Source organism: Amycolatopsis sp. NBC_00345, assembly GCF_036116635.1.
In the GTDB taxonomy this organism is placed as follows: Bacteria; Actinomycetota; Actinomycetes; order Mycobacteriales; family Pseudonocardiaceae; genus Amycolatopsis.
In genome coordinates, this window is the sequence record NZ_CP107995.1 from 51,371 (window position 1) to 67,167 (window position 15,797).

Annotated in this window: 15 protein-coding genes; 13 read left to right on the forward strand and 2 right to left on the reverse strand. The window is 72.4% G+C overall.

Going from position 1 to position 15,797, the window contains the following annotated elements; translation table 11 throughout:
• The first annotated feature begins 32 nt into the window (after positions 1-32).
• From OG943_RS00240 to OG943_RS00255, 4 genes are all read left to right on the forward strand, one after another.
• On the forward strand, positions 33-290 hold the full coding sequence (locus tag OG943_RS00240) for a hypothetical protein (RefSeq protein ID WP_328607612.1): 258 nt from the start codon (positions 33-35) through the stop codon (positions 288-290).
• A 423-nt stretch (positions 291-713) separates the two neighbouring features.
• Positions 714-1,772, forward strand: a complete 1,059-nt coding sequence (locus tag OG943_RS00245) for a C40 family peptidase (RefSeq protein WP_328607613.1) — start codon at positions 714-716, stop codon at positions 1,770-1,772.
• A gap of 81 nt (positions 1,773-1,853) precedes the next feature.
• Positions 1,854-3,011: a glycosyltransferase family 4 protein gene (locus OG943_RS00250; protein ID WP_328607614.1), complete on the forward strand. Its 1,158-nt coding sequence runs from the start codon at positions 1,854-1,856 to the stop codon at positions 3,009-3,011.
• A 168-nt stretch (positions 3,012-3,179) separates the two neighbouring features.
• A complete protein-coding gene (locus OG943_RS00255; RefSeq protein ID WP_328607615.1) occupies positions 3,180-3,593 on the forward strand; it encodes a hypothetical protein in 414 nt (137 codons plus the stop codon).
• Here OG943_RS00255 and OG943_RS00260 read toward each other — a convergent pair.
• Positions 3,575-4,210, reverse strand: coding sequence for a uridine kinase (locus tag OG943_RS00260; RefSeq protein WP_328607616.1), 636 nt, complete (start codon positions 4,208-4,210; stop codon positions 3,575-3,577). The genes OG943_RS00255 and OG943_RS00260 overlap by 19 nt on opposite strands.
• Before the next feature lie 64 nt (positions 4,211-4,274).
• Here OG943_RS00260 and OG943_RS00265 point away from each other — a divergent pair, with 64 nt between their 5' ends.
• From OG943_RS00265 to OG943_RS00305, 9 genes are all read left to right on the forward strand, one after another.
• A complete protein-coding gene (locus tag OG943_RS00265; protein ID WP_328607617.1) occupies positions 4,275-4,688 on the forward strand; it encodes an SRPBCC domain-containing protein in 414 nt (137 codons plus the stop codon).
• A 28-nt stretch (positions 4,689-4,716) separates the two neighbouring features.
• Positions 4,717-5,925, forward strand: a complete 1,209-nt coding sequence (locus OG943_RS00270; RefSeq protein ID WP_328607618.1) for a cytochrome P450 family protein — start codon at positions 4,717-4,719, stop codon at positions 5,923-5,925.
• A 27-nt stretch (positions 5,926-5,952) separates the two neighbouring features.
• Positions 5,953-7,239, forward strand: coding sequence for an adenosylmethionine--8-amino-7-oxononanoate transaminase (locus OG943_RS00275; RefSeq protein ID WP_328607619.1), 1,287 nt, complete (start codon positions 5,953-5,955; stop codon positions 7,237-7,239).
• Positions 7,240-7,467: 228 nt separating this feature from the next.
• A complete protein-coding gene (locus OG943_RS00280) occupies positions 7,468-9,714 on the forward strand; it encodes a bifunctional SulP family inorganic anion transporter/carbonic anhydrase (RefSeq protein ID WP_328607620.1) in 2,247 nt (748 codons plus the stop codon).
• Between the two features lie 264 nt (positions 9,715-9,978).
• Positions 9,979-12,165, forward strand: a complete 2,187-nt coding sequence (locus OG943_RS00285) for a bifunctional SulP family inorganic anion transporter/carbonic anhydrase (RefSeq protein ID WP_328607621.1) — start codon at positions 9,979-9,981, stop codon at positions 12,163-12,165.
• Positions 12,166-12,256: 91 nt separating this feature from the next.
• Complete coding sequence (gene bioD, locus OG943_RS00290) at positions 12,257-12,976, forward strand: dethiobiotin synthase (RefSeq protein ID WP_328611947.1); 720 nt, start codon at positions 12,257-12,259, stop codon at positions 12,974-12,976.
• Positions 12,977-13,103: 127 nt separating this feature from the next.
• Positions 13,104-14,129, forward strand: a complete 1,026-nt coding sequence (bioB, locus tag OG943_RS00295) for a biotin synthase BioB (RefSeq protein WP_328607622.1) — start codon at positions 13,104-13,106, stop codon at positions 14,127-14,129.
• Positions 14,116-14,322 carry a biotin synthase auxiliary protein BsaP gene (bsaP, locus tag OG943_RS00300; RefSeq protein ID WP_328607623.1) on the forward strand — a complete coding sequence of 69 codons (207 nt, stop codon included), beginning with the start codon at positions 14,116-14,118 and terminating at the stop codon, positions 14,320-14,322. Before bioB ends, bsaP begins: the two co-directional genes overlap by 14 nt.
• A gap of 69 nt (positions 14,323-14,391) precedes the next feature.
• Positions 14,392-14,997 (forward strand): DUF2567 domain-containing protein, encoded by a 606-nt coding sequence (locus tag OG943_RS00305; RefSeq protein ID WP_328607624.1) that lies wholly within the window; start codon positions 14,392-14,394, stop codon positions 14,995-14,997.
• 75 nt (positions 14,998-15,072) lie between these two features.
• Here OG943_RS00305 and OG943_RS00310 read toward each other — a convergent pair whose 3' ends face one another.
• Complete coding sequence (locus OG943_RS00310) at positions 15,073-15,789, reverse strand: LON peptidase substrate-binding domain-containing protein (RefSeq protein WP_328607625.1); 717 nt, start codon at positions 15,787-15,789, stop codon at positions 15,073-15,075.
• Positions 15,790-15,797: the final 8 nt, after the last annotated feature.

Genomic DNA, 15,797 nt, shown 5'->3' on the forward strand with positions numbered 1-15,797 from the left:
TTCAGGAAGCACGGCTAGGTGAGGAGCCCCACATGGACGAGAGCCCGTTGCCCCGCCCGCCCGGTGCGGTGGACATCGGTTTGGCGGACATCGAAGACCTGGTGGTCGACTGCGACCGCTGCGCGGTGCGTGGCGACGCGTGCCACGACTGCGTGGTGAGCGCGTTGCTCGGCCCGCCCGTCGCGCTCGCTTGGGACGCCGACGAGCGGCGGGCGGTCGACGCGCTCGCCGAAGCGGGGATGGTGCCGCGGCTGCGTCTGGTGCCGGGGCCGGAACGGAGGCCGGCCTGACCCGCCCGGGTGAGGTCGCCGCGCCGAGTGGTCGATCTGATCGGGTGAACGGTACGTAGCTGATTAGTGCCGGAATGACACCATGCAGTATGACCGCCGTCACATATTTCCTCCCCTGCTGGTCCGATGGTGTTTCGCCGAACTACGGAGAGTTTTTACGGGGGGCCTAGTGGACGTGGTCGCGGTCTTTTCGTAACCTGTCCGAGATCTCGTGGCCAGCAGCTGTCGGCAAGACGGCGACACGGGATCGCCGCCGGACCGGCTTTGTCGGGGAGCAGGTACCGGGACCACACCGCGTGCGTGAGGCTGATGCGCTGAAGCACGGCCGGAACGCGGGCGGTGGGCGTGCGGAAGAGGGCCCCCGACCCCTTCGGCGCCAAGGCTCCGGACGGCGGCCCGACAGCAAAGGAGACACGCGCGACCGTGCAGTCGCATCCAGTCAAGCGCGTGGTGTCAGGTGCCCTAGCGGCGGCCTCGGTGTTCGCTATCGTCGCCGTGGCCCAGCCGGCCGCCACAGCCAACGCAGCTCCCTCCCCCTCCCTCCAGGCCCCGCCCGACTCGAGCTCGGACGCCCTCGCCAAGTACCGCGACCTCGCGGCACAGGCCGAGAAGGCGAACGAGGACCTCCTCAAGGCCCAGGACGACCTCACTGCCAAGCAGGGCGACCTGGACAAGGCCAACGCCGGGGTCGCCACCGCCAAGGACCAGGCGACGCAGGCCGCGGGCAACGAGAAGAAGTACCGGGTCGACGTCGACAAGTTCGCCGGTGCCTCGTTTGTCGCCGGCGTCCAGATGAACAAGCTTTCGGCGTTGCTCGCCGGAACCTCCACGCAGGAGTTCCTTGAGCGCTCCTCGGCACTCGACCAGATCGCCTCGGAGAAGGACGCCGCGCTCAGCGGGCTGTCCGACGCGGTGAATCAGGCACAGAGCGCCGAGAAGCTCGCGGCCGACTCCGCCAAGAAAGCCACGGACTCCCGTGACGCCGCGGCGAAGCTGACCGAGGACATCAAGGCCAAGCAGAAGTCGCTGAAGGACCAGACCGACGCGCTGACGAAGCAGTACAGCTTCCTGAGCAAGTCGGACAAGGCCTCGCAGAGCGACACCGGCGGCGACGCGCCGAACGTCCCGGCTCCCGGGCCGGAGGCCCAGCAGGCCATCAACGCGGCGCTGAGCAAGCTCGGCAGTGCGTACGTGTGGGGCGCCACCGGCCCGTCGACGTTCGACTGCTCGGGCCTGATGCAGTGGGCCTACAAGCAGGCCGGCATCACGCTCCCGCGGTCGAGCCGGGAGCAGTCCACTTTCGGCACGGCCGTCTCGCAGAGCCAGCTGCAGCCGGGTGACCTGGTGTTCTACTACACGCCCGTGTCGCACGTCGGCATGTACCTGGGCGAGGGCAAGATGGTGCACGCACCGACCTCCGGTGACGTCGTCAAGATCTCGCCGCTGCAGAGCCAGTACGTCGGCGCCCGCCGCGTGAGCTGAACAGGACCCTTCGAACGGGGCGGTACCGCGACCGCGGTGCCGCCCCGTTTCGTGTCCGCGTGGCTCAGTAGCCTTCCGGGTGTGCTGAGGACCCTGCTCGTGACCAACGACTTCCCGCCGCGCCCCGGGGGGATCCAGAACTACCTCAACTCGCTGGCCACCCGGCTCCCCGCCGACGACCTGGTCGTCTACGCCCCGTCGTGGGAGGGACAGTCCGGCTCGCACGGCGAGTTCGACGCCGCCGCGCCGTTCGAGGTGGTCCGGCACCCGACGTCGCTGATGCTGCCGACGCCCGACGTGCTGCGCCGCGCGAAGCAGATCATGCGCGCGAGAGACTGCGAAGCCGTGTGGTTCGGTGCTGCGGCGCCGCTCGCGCTGCTGGGGCACCCGCTGCGCCAGGCCGGCGCACGCCGGGTGGTCGCGTCCACACACGGGCACGAGGTCGGCTGGTCGATGCTGCCGGGTTCGCGCCAGGCACTGCGCCGGATCGGCGACACGGTGGACGTGCTCACGTACGTCAGCAAGTACACGCGGAGGCGCTTCGCCGCGGCGTTCGGACCGTTGGCAGGGCTGGAAATGCTGCCGTCCGGAGTGGACACCACACTGTTCGCGCCGGACGCCGGCGCGCGGGAGGAGATCCGCGCCCGCCACGGTCTCGGCGACCGTCCGACGGTGGTGTGCGTCTCGCGGCTGGTGCCGCGCAAGGGCCAGGACATGCTGATCCGTGCGTTGCCAGGGCTGCGCGAGCGCGTGCCGGACGCGGCGCTGCTGATCGTCGGCGGCGGCCCGTACCGCAAGCACCTGACGGAGCTGGCCGACGAGCTCGGCGTGGCCGGCCACGTGGTGATCACCGGCTCCGTGCCGTGGTCCGAGCTGCCGGCGCACTACAACGCGGGCGACGTGTTCGCGATGCCCGCGCGCACCCGCGGCAAGGGGCTCGACGTGGAGGGGCTCGGGATCGTCTACCTGGAGGCGTCGGCGACCGGGCTGCCGGTCGTCGCGGGCACCTCCGGCGGAGCGCCCGAGGCGGTGCTGGACGAGGTGACCGGCCACGTCGTCGACGGCCGCGACGTCGGCCAGCTGCGCGAGACGCTCACCGCCCTGCTGTCCGACCCCGTGCGCGCCCGCCGGATGGGCGAGGCGGGCCGCGCCTGGGTCAAGGAGAACTGGCGCTGGGACACGATGGCGGCCCGGCTCGCCGGCCTGCTCGACGGCGATCCGGTGTCCTCGGTGCGGTGATCCCAGCGGTGGCGACGGCGAGTGGAGTGGTGGCTGCTGGAGCGGCGGCTGCGGTGATGGCGGCTGCGGTGGTGAGGGCTGTGGTGAGGGCTGCGGTGTCGGGGACGGCAGCAGTGCCAGGGCTGGCGGCGGCCGGGACGGTGTTCCCGGTGTGGCGAGGGGAGTCCGGTGACGACGGAGCACGTCCGCGCGGCCGAGGGCCGGGCCCGGCGGACCTACCTGGTGGCCGTGCTGGTCGCGCCGGTGGTGCTGGCGGCGCTCGGCGTGGTCGGCCTGGTGCGGCAGGCGTCGGTGGCCACGGCGGTGGTTTCGCTGGTGCTGGCCGCGGTGCTCGCGGGCGTTGGCGTCGCGGTGCGCGGGTCGGCGCGGTGGTGGCCGCCGGTCGCCGGGATCGGCGGGCTGCTCGCCGGCCTGTACTCGGCCGTGACGTTCCTCCTCCGGGGCGACGACGGCCGGTTCGTGGTCGCGGTGGCGCTGCTCGTGGTGCTCGCGTTGCTGCCGTGGCTGGTGGCCCGCCAGGCGGCCGCGGTGGTGACGGACCGGACGGCCGGGGCGGGCGCCGGTCAGGCTTCCGGTTCGTAGACGGCCGGGTGGCGAGGGTCGTCCACCCGGACCACGACGTCCGCCAGCGCGCTGGGGTCGACTTCCTCTTCGTAACGCTCGTACGCGGGCAGCACCCACGCGGCGTCTTCCGGCACGCGCCGCCGCAGCGCGGCCGGTGACAGCCACAGGTGCACGACCAGGTCGAAGGCCAGTCCGGCGCCCAGCAGGAACTCCCCGTCCACCAGCACCACGCCGCGTTCGGGCACGGGGACGCGCGGCAGCCGCGTGGCGCGGTCGCGCTCGGGGTCCCACAGCGCGGGCAGGACCTCGCCCGTGCCGTCTTCGGCGAGCGGGTCGAGCACCTCACGGCGGAGGCCGCCCAAGTCGAGCCAGTCGGTGTAGCGCGCGTCCGGGTTTCGCTTGCCGTGCTCGAACCGCAGGGACGCGGGGCGCAGGAACCCGCGCGCCGGCACCCGCACGGCCGGGCGGCCCAGCAGGCGCAGGGGGCCGGCCAGCGCGTCGGCCAGTTCGGCGGTTCCGGTCGCGCCGTCGGCGCCGTCCACCGCCACCGCGATTCGGCGGCGTTGCGTGAGCGAGTCGATGCGGGCGGTCAGCTCGTCGGCCAGCGCGGTGGGGGAGATGGGTCGGTAGCGCACAGCAGAAGATCCTGCACCCCGGCCGCCGGCGAGTTTTGTCGGTGCCGGATGTCATGATGGGGTCATGAGTGAAGAGGTGGGGAGAACCGCGCAAAGTGGTTGGGAGGTAGGGGTTTCCCGCACGCTGCCGTATTCCGGCGCGCGGCTGTGGGAGTTCCTGCTCAGCCGCGAGGGTGTGGAGGTCTGGCTCGGCGCGGGGGTGGAGCTGCCGCGGGAGCGCGGCGAGACGTACGAGACGGCGAACGGCATCACGGGGGAGATCCGCAGCTTCCACGAGGGCACCAGGGTGCGGCTGACCTGGCAGCCGAAGGACTGGGACCACGACTCCACGCTGCAGCTGACGGTCGTGGGCCAGGGGCGCCGCGGCACGCTCAAGTTCCACCAGGAATGGCTCGCCGACGCCGCCGAGCGCGCCGAACAACGGGCATACTGGAAGGACGTGACCGAGCGCGTCGCGGCCGCGCTGGCCGAGCGCTGACACTGACACAGGATTCCGGGGGAACCGCGTGACCGTGGAAGAGCTGCCCGTGGTGGGCGAAGAATTCATGCAGCACACGCACTCCACGCTGGAGCAGCTGCGCGGCGAGGGCCGGGTGTGCCCGATCGTCATGCCGCGCGGCACGCCGTCCTACCTGGTGACCGGCTACGAGGACGCCCGTGCGCTGCTGAACGACCCGCGCATGAGCAAGGACAGCGCCGGTGCGTACCACCTGATGGCGGCGAAGATCGGCCCGGAGAACACCATCTCCGACTCCGGCCAGTCGCTCGTTTCGCACATGCTGAACGCCGACCCGCCGGACCACACGCGGCTGCGCAAGCTGGTGAACAAGGCGTTCACCGCCCGCACGGTCGCCCGGCTGCGCCCGCGGATCGAGGAGATCACCGCGGGGCTGCTCGACGCGATGGAGGGCCACGACCGGGCCGACCTGCTGCCGTCGTTCGCCGGGCCGGTGCCGATCACGGTGATCTGCGAGCTGCTCGGCATCCGCGAGGAGGACCGCGGCGAGTTCACCGGCTGGTCCAACACGCTGCTCTCGTCCGGCGAGGCGGAGGAGATGCAGGCGGCCGGGCAGTCGATGCACGCCTACCTGGTCGGGCTGGTCGGGCAGAAGCGCGCCGAGCCGGGTCAGGACCTGCTGTCCGACCTGGTGCTGACCACCGACGAGGGCGACTCGCTGAGCGAGGAGGAGCTGGTCGCCACCGCCTTCCTGCTGCTGGTCGCGGGGCACGAGACCACGGTGAACCTGATCGCGAACGCGACGCTGGCGCTGCTGCGCGCGCCCGAGCAGCTGGCGAAGCTCAGGGCCGACCCGAGCCTGCTGCCCGGCGCGGTCGAGGAGTTCCTGCGCTTCGACGGCCCGATCAACATCGCGACCCTGCGCTTCACCACTGAGCCGATCGAGGTCGGCGGCACGACGATCCCGGAGGGCGAGTTCGTCCAGGTGTCGCTGCTGGCCGCGAACCGCGACGCGGAGCGTTTCCCGGACCCGGACGAGCTGGACATCACGCGCCCGGCGGGCGGGCACGTCGCGTTCGGGCACGGCATCCACTACTGCGTCGGCGCGCCGCTGGCCCGGCTGGAGGCCGAGATCGCGCTGGGCGGCCTGCTCGCGCGGTTCCCGGACCTGCGCCTGGCCGTCGAGCCGGAGCAGCTGCGCTACCGCAACAGCACCCTCGTGCACGGCCTGCAGGAGCTGCCCGTTCTGCTGCGCTGAGCCGCGGCCCCGACGTAGGGTCGGCGGGTGGAAACCAGCGCCGCCGACCTCCTCGCCCTCGACGCAGCCCACGTCTGGCACCCGTACGCGCCGATGCCGGGCCAGGTGGCGCCGTTGCTGGTCACCGAGGCGAGCGGGGTGCGGCTGCGGCTGGCCGACGGCCGGGAGCTGGTCGACGGCATGTCGTCCTGGTGGGCGGCGATCCACGGCTACCGGCACCCGGTGCTCGACGCCGCGCTGACCGCGCAGGCCGGGCGGATGAGCCACGTGATGTTCGGCGGGCTCACCCACGAGCCCGCGATCACGCTGGCGAAGACGCTGGTCGACCTCACGCCCGAGGGCCTCGAGCACGTGTTCCTGTGCGACTCCGGCTCGGTCTCGATCGAGGTCGCGGTCAAGATGTGCCTGCAGTACCAGCGTTCTCGCGGGCGGATGGCGAAACGGCGGATGCTGACTTGGCGCGGCGGCTACCACGGGGACACGTTCACGCCGATGAGCGTGTGCGACCCGGACGGCGGCATGCACTCGCTGTGGCGCGGGGTGCTGCCGGAGCAGGTGTTCGTGCCCGAGCCGCCCGCGGGCTTCGCCGCGCCGCCGGAACAGTCCTATGTGGACGCATTGGACGCGGCGCTGGCGGAGCACGCCGGCGAACTGGCCGCGGTGATCGTCGAACCCGTGGTGCAGGGCGCCGGCGGCATGCGCTTCCACCACCCCGGCTACCTGCGCGCGTTGCGGGAGCTCACGCGCGAGCACGACGTGCTGCTGGTGTTCGACGAGATCGCCACCGGTTTCGGCCGCACGGGCCGGATGTTCGCGGCGGAGCACGCCGGCGTGACCCCCGACGTGCTGTGCCTCGGCAAGGCGCTGACCGGTGGTTACCTCACGATGGCCGCCGCGTTGTGCACGCCCGACGTCGCCGGCGCCATCACGCGCGGCGAGGTGCCGGTGCTCGCGCACGGGCCGACGTTCATGGGCAACCCGCTCGCCTCCGCCGTCGCGAACGCGTCGCTGGGGCTGCTGGCCGACGGGACCTGGGCCGCCGACGTCGCCCGCATCGAGGCGGGCCTGCGGCGGGGCCTGGAGCCGGCGCGCGACCTGCCGGGCGTGCGGGACGTCCGCGTGCTCGGCGCCATCGGCGTGCTGCAGCTCGACCACGAGGTGGACCTGGGCGTCGCGACCGACGTGGTGACGGCGAACGGCGCGTGGCTGCGGCCGTTCCGTGACCTGATCTACGCGATGCCGCCGTACCTGACGGGTGACGACGACCTGGCCGTGGTCACCGCCGCGATGCTCGCCGCAGCCGAAAAAGCTTGAATTCACTCTAACGAGTGTGACCTGGCTCATTTATCACGGTGTGTTGACGATGGGACACGTGGAGTCGTCAAGAACTGGGGGTTTCCACGCGATCAGGTGGCCGTGCTTCGTCATGCTCTGACTGATTGGCGAGGAAGATCCATTACGTCCTAGTTACCGCATTCACAAGCGAACCTGAAACTGGTTCGCGTAGCGGACTTTTCGCCGGTTTTCCGCTTTCCTACCGGCATGATCGAGATCGTTCGCGGAGAACACGACACCGGACCCCCGCCCCGGCGTGACCACCCCGTCCTGACCCTCCTGCGCCACGACCTGCCGGCCTCACTGGTCGTTTTCCTCGTGGCGGTACCACTTTCCCTCGGCATCGCGCTCGCCGCCGGTGCCCCGCTGCTCGCGGGCCTGATCTCCGCCGTCGTCGGCGGCCTGGTCGCGAGCCTGCTCGGCGGCTCCGCACTGCAGGTCAGCGGCCCGTCCGCCGCACTGACCGTGGTGCTCGCCGACACCATCTCCTCCTACGGCTGGGCCGTCACCTGCGCCATCACCGTCGGCGCCGGCCTGCTCCAGATCCTCTTCGGCCTCACCCGCGTGGCGCGCGCCGCGCTGGCCATCTCGCCGGCGATCGTGCACGGCCTGCTCGCGGGCATCGGCGTGACGATCGTGGTCGGCCAGCTGCACGTGGTGCTCGGCGGCCGCGCGCAGGGCTCCGCGGTGGCGAACCTGCTCGCGCTGCCCGGCCAGATCGTCGGCCACCACGACCAGGCCGTGCTGATCGGCCTGCTCACCATCGCGATCCTCGTGGTGTGGCCGAAAATGCCCGCCGCCGTGCGGAAGGTGCCCGGCCCGCTCGCCGCGATCACCGTCGCCACCGGGCTTTCGGTCGTGACCGGCATGACGCTGCCGCGGATCGACCTGCCGGGTTCGCTGCCGTCGCTGAGCCTCGTGCCGCGGCTGCCGGACGGCGGCTGGGCGGGCGCGGGCGTCGCGGTGGTCACCATCGCGCTGATCGCGAGCCTGGAGAGCCTGCTCTCGGCCGTGTCCGTGGACAAGCTGCGCGGCGGCAAGCGCACCGACCTCGACCGGGAGCTGATCGGGCAGGGCGCGGCGAACGTCGCCGCCGGCGCGCTCGGCGGGCTCCCCGTGACCGGCGTGATCGTGCGCAGCATGACCAACTACGAGGCGGGCGCCCGGACCCGCGCGTCGGCGATCCTGCACTGCTGCTGGATTCTCGCGTTCTGCCTCCTGCTCACCGGCGTGCTGCGGTACATCCCGCTCGCGGCGCTGGCGGGCCTGCTCGTGTACGTCGGGGCGAAGCTGGTGAACCTCCCGGCGCTCAAGGAAGTCCTGCGCCACGGCGACATCGCGGTGTACGCGGTGACGGTCATCGGCGCGGTCGCGGTGAACCTGCTGACCGGGGTGACCGCCGGGGTGCTGCTCGCGCTCGCGTTCATGCTGCGGCGGATGGTCTACTCCGGCGTCCACGTCGAGGCCGGTGACGGCCGGGCGCGCGTGGTGATCGAGGGCGCGCTGACGTTCCTTTCGGTGCCCCGGCTGACCAAGGTGCTCGCGGAGGTGCCCGCGCGCGCCGACGTGACGCTCGAACTGCTCGTGGACTACCTCGACCACGCCGCGTTCGACTGCCTGCGCGACTGGCGGCAGGCGTACACCAAGGCGGGCGGCACGGTGACCGTCGACGAGATCGGGCACCCGTGGTTCCAGCGCGGCAGCTCGGGGGAGCCGACGGTGCGGCGCAGCGTCGCCGCGCGGGTGGTGCCGCGGTGGCTCGCGCCGTGGTCGCAGTGGCAGGCCGAGCACGCGGTCGTGCCCGGGCAGCGGACCGGTTCCCCGCTGGGCCGCGGCGCGTCGGAGTTCCAGCGCCGCACGGCGCCGCTGCTGCGCGACACCCTCAGCGGGCTGGCGCACGGGCAGCAGCCGCACACGCTCTTCCTCACCTGCGGCGACGCGCGGATCGTGCCGAACCTGATCACCACGTCCGGGCCGGGCGACCTGTTCACGGTCCGGAACATCGGCAACCTGGTGCCCACGGCGTCGGACGGTTCGGACTCCTCCGTCGGCGCGGCGATCGAGTACGCCGTGGGCGTGCTGAAGGTGCCGGAGATCGTGGTGTGCGGGCATTCTTCGTGCGGCGCGATGAAGGCGCTGCTCGGGCAGGCGCCCGAAGGCCTGGCGCAGCTGGGCAGCTGGCTGCGCCACGGCGAGCCGTCCCTGCGCCGCCGGGCGACGGAGCCCCCGCTGCTGCTGGACGGCCGCCGCCCGGACGCCGAGGCCGACCTGCTGGCGTTGCACAACGTCGTGCAGCAGCTCGACCACCTGCGCCGGTACCCGGTGGTCGCCGCGGCACTGGCCCGCGGCGAACTGACGCTGACGGGCATGTACTTCGACGTCGGCGCCGCCCAGGTGTCCCTCCTCGACGCGGCCGGGCGCGATTTCGTCCCGGCCGGTGCCGCGACGCACTGACGGGCTGGGGCTCGTGAGTGGCGATGACGGTTAGAACCGTCATCGCCACTCACGAGCCGGTCCAGGCGCAGGTCCAGGCCGCTTTCCGGTCCGCGGCCCGCAGGGCTCGGTGAGACACTTTCCCAGGGCCTGTCACAACAGGTGGGACGCTTTTCCCATCCCTTGGTCAATTGCGCAACCCGAAAGTGGGGTGTGCGATACAAATTCACCCCATCAGGCGAGACATAGCGGACATTTCACATGGATGCCGGTTTCCTGGTGATCATGAGACCTCTTGCCGTGCTTCGTCACGACGTACCCGCCTCACTGGTGGTGTTCCTGGTCGCTGTCCCGCTTTCCCTCGGCATCGCACTGGCGTCCGGGGCCCCGATCGTCGCGGGGCTGATCGCGGCGATCGTCGGGGGTGTGGTCGCCGGCGCCCTGGGCGGGTCGCCGCTGCAGGTCAGCGGGCCCGCCGCGGGGCTGACCGTGATCATGGCCGAGACGATCAACACCTTCGGCTGGGCGGTGACGTGCCTGATCACGGTCGCCGCCGGGGCGTTGCAGGTGCTGCTCGGGCTCAGCCGGGTCGCGCGGGCCGCGCTCGCCATCTCGCCCGCGATCGTGCACGGCATGCTCGCCGGCATCGGCGTGACGATCGTGCTGGGCCAGCTGCACGTCATCCTCGGCGGGAAGGCGCAGAGCTCAGCGATCGAGAACATCGCCGAGCTGCCCGCGCAGATCGTCGCCCACCACGACGCCGCGGCCGTGATCGGCCTGCTCACCATCGTCATCCTGCTGGTCTGGCCGCGGCTGCCCGCCGCGGTGCGGAAGGTGCCGGGCCCGCTGGCGGCCATCGCGGTGGCCACCGTCGTCTCCGTGGCCGCCGGGATGACGCTGCCGCGCGTCGAGCTGCCCGGCGACCTGCTGCAGATCCGTTTCGCGCCCGCGCTGCCCGGAGGCGGCTGGGCGGACGTCGCCGTGGCCGCCGTGACGATCGCGCTGATCGCGAGCGTCGAGAGCCTGCTGTCCGCGGTCGCCGTCGACAAACTGCACAACGGCGCCCGCTCCAACCTCGACCGTGAGCTGGTCGGCCAGGGCGCCGCCAACATGGTCTCCGGCGCGCTCGGCGGCCTGCCCGTGACCGGCGTGATCGTGCGCAGCTCGACGAACGTGTCCGCCGGCGGCAAGACCCGCGCGTCCGCGATCCTGCACGGGGTGTGGGTGCTGGTGTTCGTGGTCGTGCTCGCCGGCCTGATCCAGAACATCCCGCTGGCCGCGCTCGCCGGCCTGCTGGTGCACGTCGGCGCCAAGCTGGTGAACCCCGGGCACCTCAAGCAGGTGCTGCGTCACGGCGACCTGGCGCTGTACCTCGTCACGCTCGCCGGCGTGGTGGTGTTCGACCTGCTCACCGGCGTGGTCGCCGGGATCGTGCTGGCCCTGCTGCTGATGCTGCGCCGCACCGTCTGGTCCGGCATCCACGTCGAGCGCGACGGCGAGCGCTGGCGCGTGGTGGTGGAAGGCGTGCTCACCTTCCTGTCCGTGCCGCGGCTGACGAAGGTGCTCGGCACCGTCCCGGAAGGCGCGACGGTGACCCTCGAGCTGGTCGTCGACTACCTCGACCACGCCTCGTTCGAAAGCCTGATCAGCTGGCAGCAGGCGCACGAGCGGGCCGGTGGCACGGTGTCCGTCGACGAGGTCGGCCACCCGTGGCTGGCCAAGGGCCGGGAGGGGCACCCGACGCTGCGGCGCACCGCCGCGGCCGGGGCCGTGCCGCGCTGGCTCGCGCCGTGGTCGGACTGGCAGGCGGCGGACGTCCACGTGCCGGGCCAGCGCGCGCACCCGACGCGCCGCGGCGCCACCGAGTTCCAGCGCCGGGCCGCGCCGCTGCTGCGGGAGACGCTCAGCGGCCTCGCCGACGGCCAGCGGCCGCACACCATGTTCATCACCTGCGGCGACTCCCGGATCGTGCCGAACCTCATCACCACCAGCGGCCCGGGAGACCTGTTCACCGTGCGGAACATCGGCAACCTCGTGCCGCCCGCGCAGGCGGACCCGTCGATGAACGCCGCGGTGGAGTACGCCGTCGGGGTGCTGCGGGTGCGCGAGATCGTGGTCTGCGGCCACTCCAGCTGCGGTGCGATGGGCGCGCTGGCCGACGGGCCGCCGCCGGGGACGGCGCTGGAAGTGTGGCTGCGGCACGCCGAGCCGAGCCGGACCCGCCGCGGCCCGGTGACGCTCGACGGCGAGCGGCCGGGCCGGGAGCCGGACCGGCTGGCCCTGCACAACGTGCTCCAGCAGCTCGAGCACCTCCGCCAGTACCCGATGGTCGTCGAGGCGGAGCGGCGCGGTGACCTCGTGCTCACCGGGCTGTACTTCGACGTCGGCGAGGCTCAGGTGTCCCTGTCCGACCCGGTGACCGGGGCGTTCGTCACCGCGGGCACGCCCACCGTCGCCCGTCACGGCGGGTGACCCGAGCGGGTCGAACCGCAAGATTCATCCGATGGAAGACCGGGCCGTGGTGTGCCCGCCGCGTGGGCGACTAAGTTGATGGCCCGTGACCATGCTGGTGATGACGGGGACCGGGACCGGCGTCGGGAAGACGATCACCACGGCGGCGATCGCGGCCCTGGCCCTCGGACAGGGGCGGCGGGTGGCCGTGCTCAAACCGGCGCAGACCGGGGTGGCGCCGGACGAGCCGGGTGACCTCGACGAGGTCGTGCGCCTGGCCGGCCGGGGCCTGACCACCCGTGAGCTGCGACGGTATCCGGATCCGCTGTCCCCGGAGGCGGCCGCGCGCCGCAGCGGGCTGCCGACGCTGGGGCCGGGCGAGATCGCGGCCGCGGCCAGCGACCTGGACGCCGGGCACGACCTGACGCTGCTGGAAGGCGCGGGCGGGCTGCTCGTCCGGTTCGACGCGCAGGGCAGCGGGCTCGCGGACGTCGCGTGGGCGCTCGGCGCACCCGTGGTCATCGTCGCCGAAGCCGGCCTCGGCACGCTCAACGCGACCGCGCTGACCGCCGAGGTCGCCACGCGGCGCGGGCTGAACGTGGCCGGCGTCGTGATCGGCTCCTGGCCCGCCGTGCCGGACCTGGCGGCCGTCGAGAACCTGCGGGACCTGCCGGACGCGGCCGGCGCGCCGCTGTTAGGGGTGCTGCCCGAGGGGCTGGGCGAGGCGAACCGCGATACCTTCGCCGAGCGGGTGCGCCACGGGCTCTCGCCGTGGTTCGGCGGCGAGTTCGACCCCGAGACGTTCGCGGGGAGCGTGTCCGCGCAGAAGTGACGGGTGTCGCAGCCTCGCCACCGGGGGCTCGGGCACGATGACAGGTGACTGGAACGCCCGCACCTGGCGCGCGCCGAAAGGCGCCGGCCGGGTGCGGGCGCCCCGCAAGGCAGAGACAGGAGAAGTCGTGACCGCAGCCTCCGGGAAGACCGATATCGGTGACGTGCTCGCCGTCGCGCGCGAGCAGGTCCTCGAGCGGGGCGTGGGGCTGTCGGAGGAGCAGGTGCTGGCCGTGCTGCGGCTGCCCGACGAGCGGCTGTCCGACGCGCTGCAGCTGGCGCACGAGGTCCGCGTGCGCTGGTGCGGGCCCGAGGTGGAGGTCGAGGGCATCGTCAGCCTGAAGACCGGCGGCTGCCCCGAGGACTGCCACTTCTGCTCCCAGTCCGGCCGCTTCCCGTCGCCGGTGCGCTCGGCCTGGCTGGACGTCCCCGGCCTGGTCAAGGCCGCGCGGCAGACCCGGGAGACGGGCGCGAGCGAGTTCTGCATCGTCGCCGCCGTGCGCGGCCCGGACCAGCGGCTGCTCTCGCAGGTCCGCGAGGGCGTGCGGGCGATCCGCGCGGACGGCAACGACATCCAGATCGCCTGCTCGCTCGGCATGCTCACCCAGGAGCAGGTCGACGAGCTGGTCGAGATGGGCGTGCACCGCTACAACCACAACCTCGAGACGGCGCGCTCGCACTTCCCCGAGGTCGTCACCACGCACTCGTGGGAAGAGCGCTGGGACACCCTGCGGATGGTCGCCGAGGCCGGCATGGAGGTCTGCTGCGGCGGCATCATCGGCATGGGGGAGACGGTCGAGCAGCGGGCGGAGTTCGCGGTGCAGCTGGCGCAGCTGAGCCCGCACGAGGTGCCGATGAACTTCCTGATCCCGCAGCCGGGCACGCCGTACGAGCACTACGAGATCGTCGAGGGCAAGGACGCGCTGCGCACGGTCGCGGCGTTCCGGCTCGCGATGCCGCGCACGATGCTGCGCTTCGCCGGCGGCCGGGAGCTGACGCTCGGCGACCTCGGCGCGGAGCAGGGCATGCTCGGCGGGGTCAACGCGATCATCGTCGGCAACTACCTGACCAACCTCGGCCGCCCCGCGAGCGCCGACCTGAAGATGCTGGACGAGCTGAAGATGCCGGTGAAGGCGCTCAGTGACAGCCTCTGACCAACCCGGCTATTGCGTCCACTGTGGACAACCGTCGGCGGGGGGCACGGACCACGCGGCCTGCCACAACCCGCGCACGGAGCTGGAGCCGCCGCGCTTCTGCGTGTTCTGCGCGCGGCGGCTGGTGGTGCAGGTGACCCCGGTCGGCTGGACGGCGCGGTGCAGCAGGCACGGCGAGACCGCCAGCGCCTGACCGCGGGTGACCTCCGGGCGGGGACCGGTTACGCTCGGTTCCGCACACGCGCAGGGGAGGGAGTCCGGGGTGGTCGATTCCGCGGGCAAGGCAGCACACCGGTCGTCCGGCGTGGCCGAGGCCTGGTCGGTACCGGTGCTCTTCCCGCCGCACCGCCTGCGGCCCAAGGTCGTGGTGAAGGCGGACCTGCTGCCCGCCGTGAGCGTGCTCTCGACCGCCGGGCTGCTCGGCATTCCGCTCGGCTGGCTGTGGTCGCTGATGGCGCCGCCGGAGCGGGTCCGTGTGGTCACCGGCGACGGCCAGCTCGCCCCGCTGGAGCTGGAGAGCTGGCACCGCTTCGACGACCTGGCCATCTACGGTTTCCTCGCGCTCGCCACCGGCCTTCTGGTCGGCATCGTCGCGTGGCTGATGCGTGAACGCCGTGGCCCGGTGGTCTTCCTGGCCGCGGCCGGCGGGGCCACGCTCGCCGCCTGGCTGGGCACGCAGCTCGGGGCCGCGTTCGTGAACTCGAAGTACGCCGTGGACACCGCCCCGGCGCTGGGCGCGGTGGTCGCCCAGGCGCCCCGGCTGGAGTCCGGCTGGGTGGTGCTGGCCGCGCCGCTGATGACCTCGCTGGTGTACGCGCTGCTCACGGCCTGGAACGGCCGGGAAGACCTGGGCCGCCGGCTCGGCTGAGCCTGCGCCCACCCACGAAGACTCGTGAGTGTTTATGACGGTTAGAACCGTCATAAACACTCACAAGCGGTTCGGCTAGTTCAGGTTGCCCGGCTTGGTGAAGTCGGCCAGTTCCGTGGGCGGCAGGGGGACCGCGCTGAGCGTCGAGAGGAAGCCGGTCTCGCGGGTGAGCAGGCGGCAGACGATCCGCAGCCGGCGCAGGGGATGGGTCTCTTCGAGCAGGAGCTGACGGTCCTCGATGGGCAGCAGGCAGTCGGCCGCCAGCTGGTAGGCCAGCTCGGCGATGTCGGCGTCCTCGGCGGGGGAGTGCCAGTCCTCGGCGTGCCAGGCCGCTTCGCAGTAACGCTGGTGCGCCGTGCGCGCGACCTCGCCGAGCCGGGCCGCCGTGTCGCTCGCCGCGGCCGGCGTCACCTCGTCGGGCAGCCAGTCGACGACGCCGATCAGGTACGGCGCCGACGTGCTGTCGATTTCCCGCAGCCGGAAGCGCCGGCTGGCCTTGCTGACCACGTCGTACCGGCCGTCGGGCAGGCGCTTCGCCTCGCGCAGCACCGTGCCGCAGCCGATGTCGTACACGTGGCCCAGACCGGTCACCTCACGCACCAGCGGGGCCCGGAGCGCGATGACGCCGAACTCGCGGCCGGGCACGCCGCCGCTCACCAGGTCCGACATCAGCTGCCGGTAGCGCGGCTCGAAGATGTGCAGCGGCAGATGGGTGCCGGGGAGCAGCACGGTCTGCAGCGGGAACAACGGCAGAGTCGCCGTCCCGCTGGGGTCCTGCTCCGGCTCGGTCACGCGTCCAC

Bases quoted from the DNA above. Each gene is read 5' to 3' on its own strand.
- OG943_RS00240 (WP_328607612.1), top strand. From the start codon at position 33: ATGGACGAGAGCCCGTTGCCCCGCCCGCCCGGTGCGGTGGACATCGGT.
- OG943_RS00265 (WP_328607617.1), top strand. From the start codon at position 4,275: ATGAGTGAAGAGGTGGGGAGAACCGCGCAAAGTGGTTGGGAGGTAGGG.
- OG943_RS00285 (WP_328607621.1), top strand. From the start codon at position 9,979: ATGAGACCTCTTGCCGTGCTTCGTCACGACGTACCCGCCTCACTGGTG.
- bioD (WP_328611947.1), top strand. From the start codon at position 12,257: ATGCTGGTGATGACGGGGACCGGGACCGGCGTCGGGAAGACGATCACC.
- OG943_RS00280 (WP_328607620.1), top strand. From the start codon at position 7,468: ATGATCGAGATCGTTCGCGGAGAACACGACACCGGACCCCCGCCCCGG.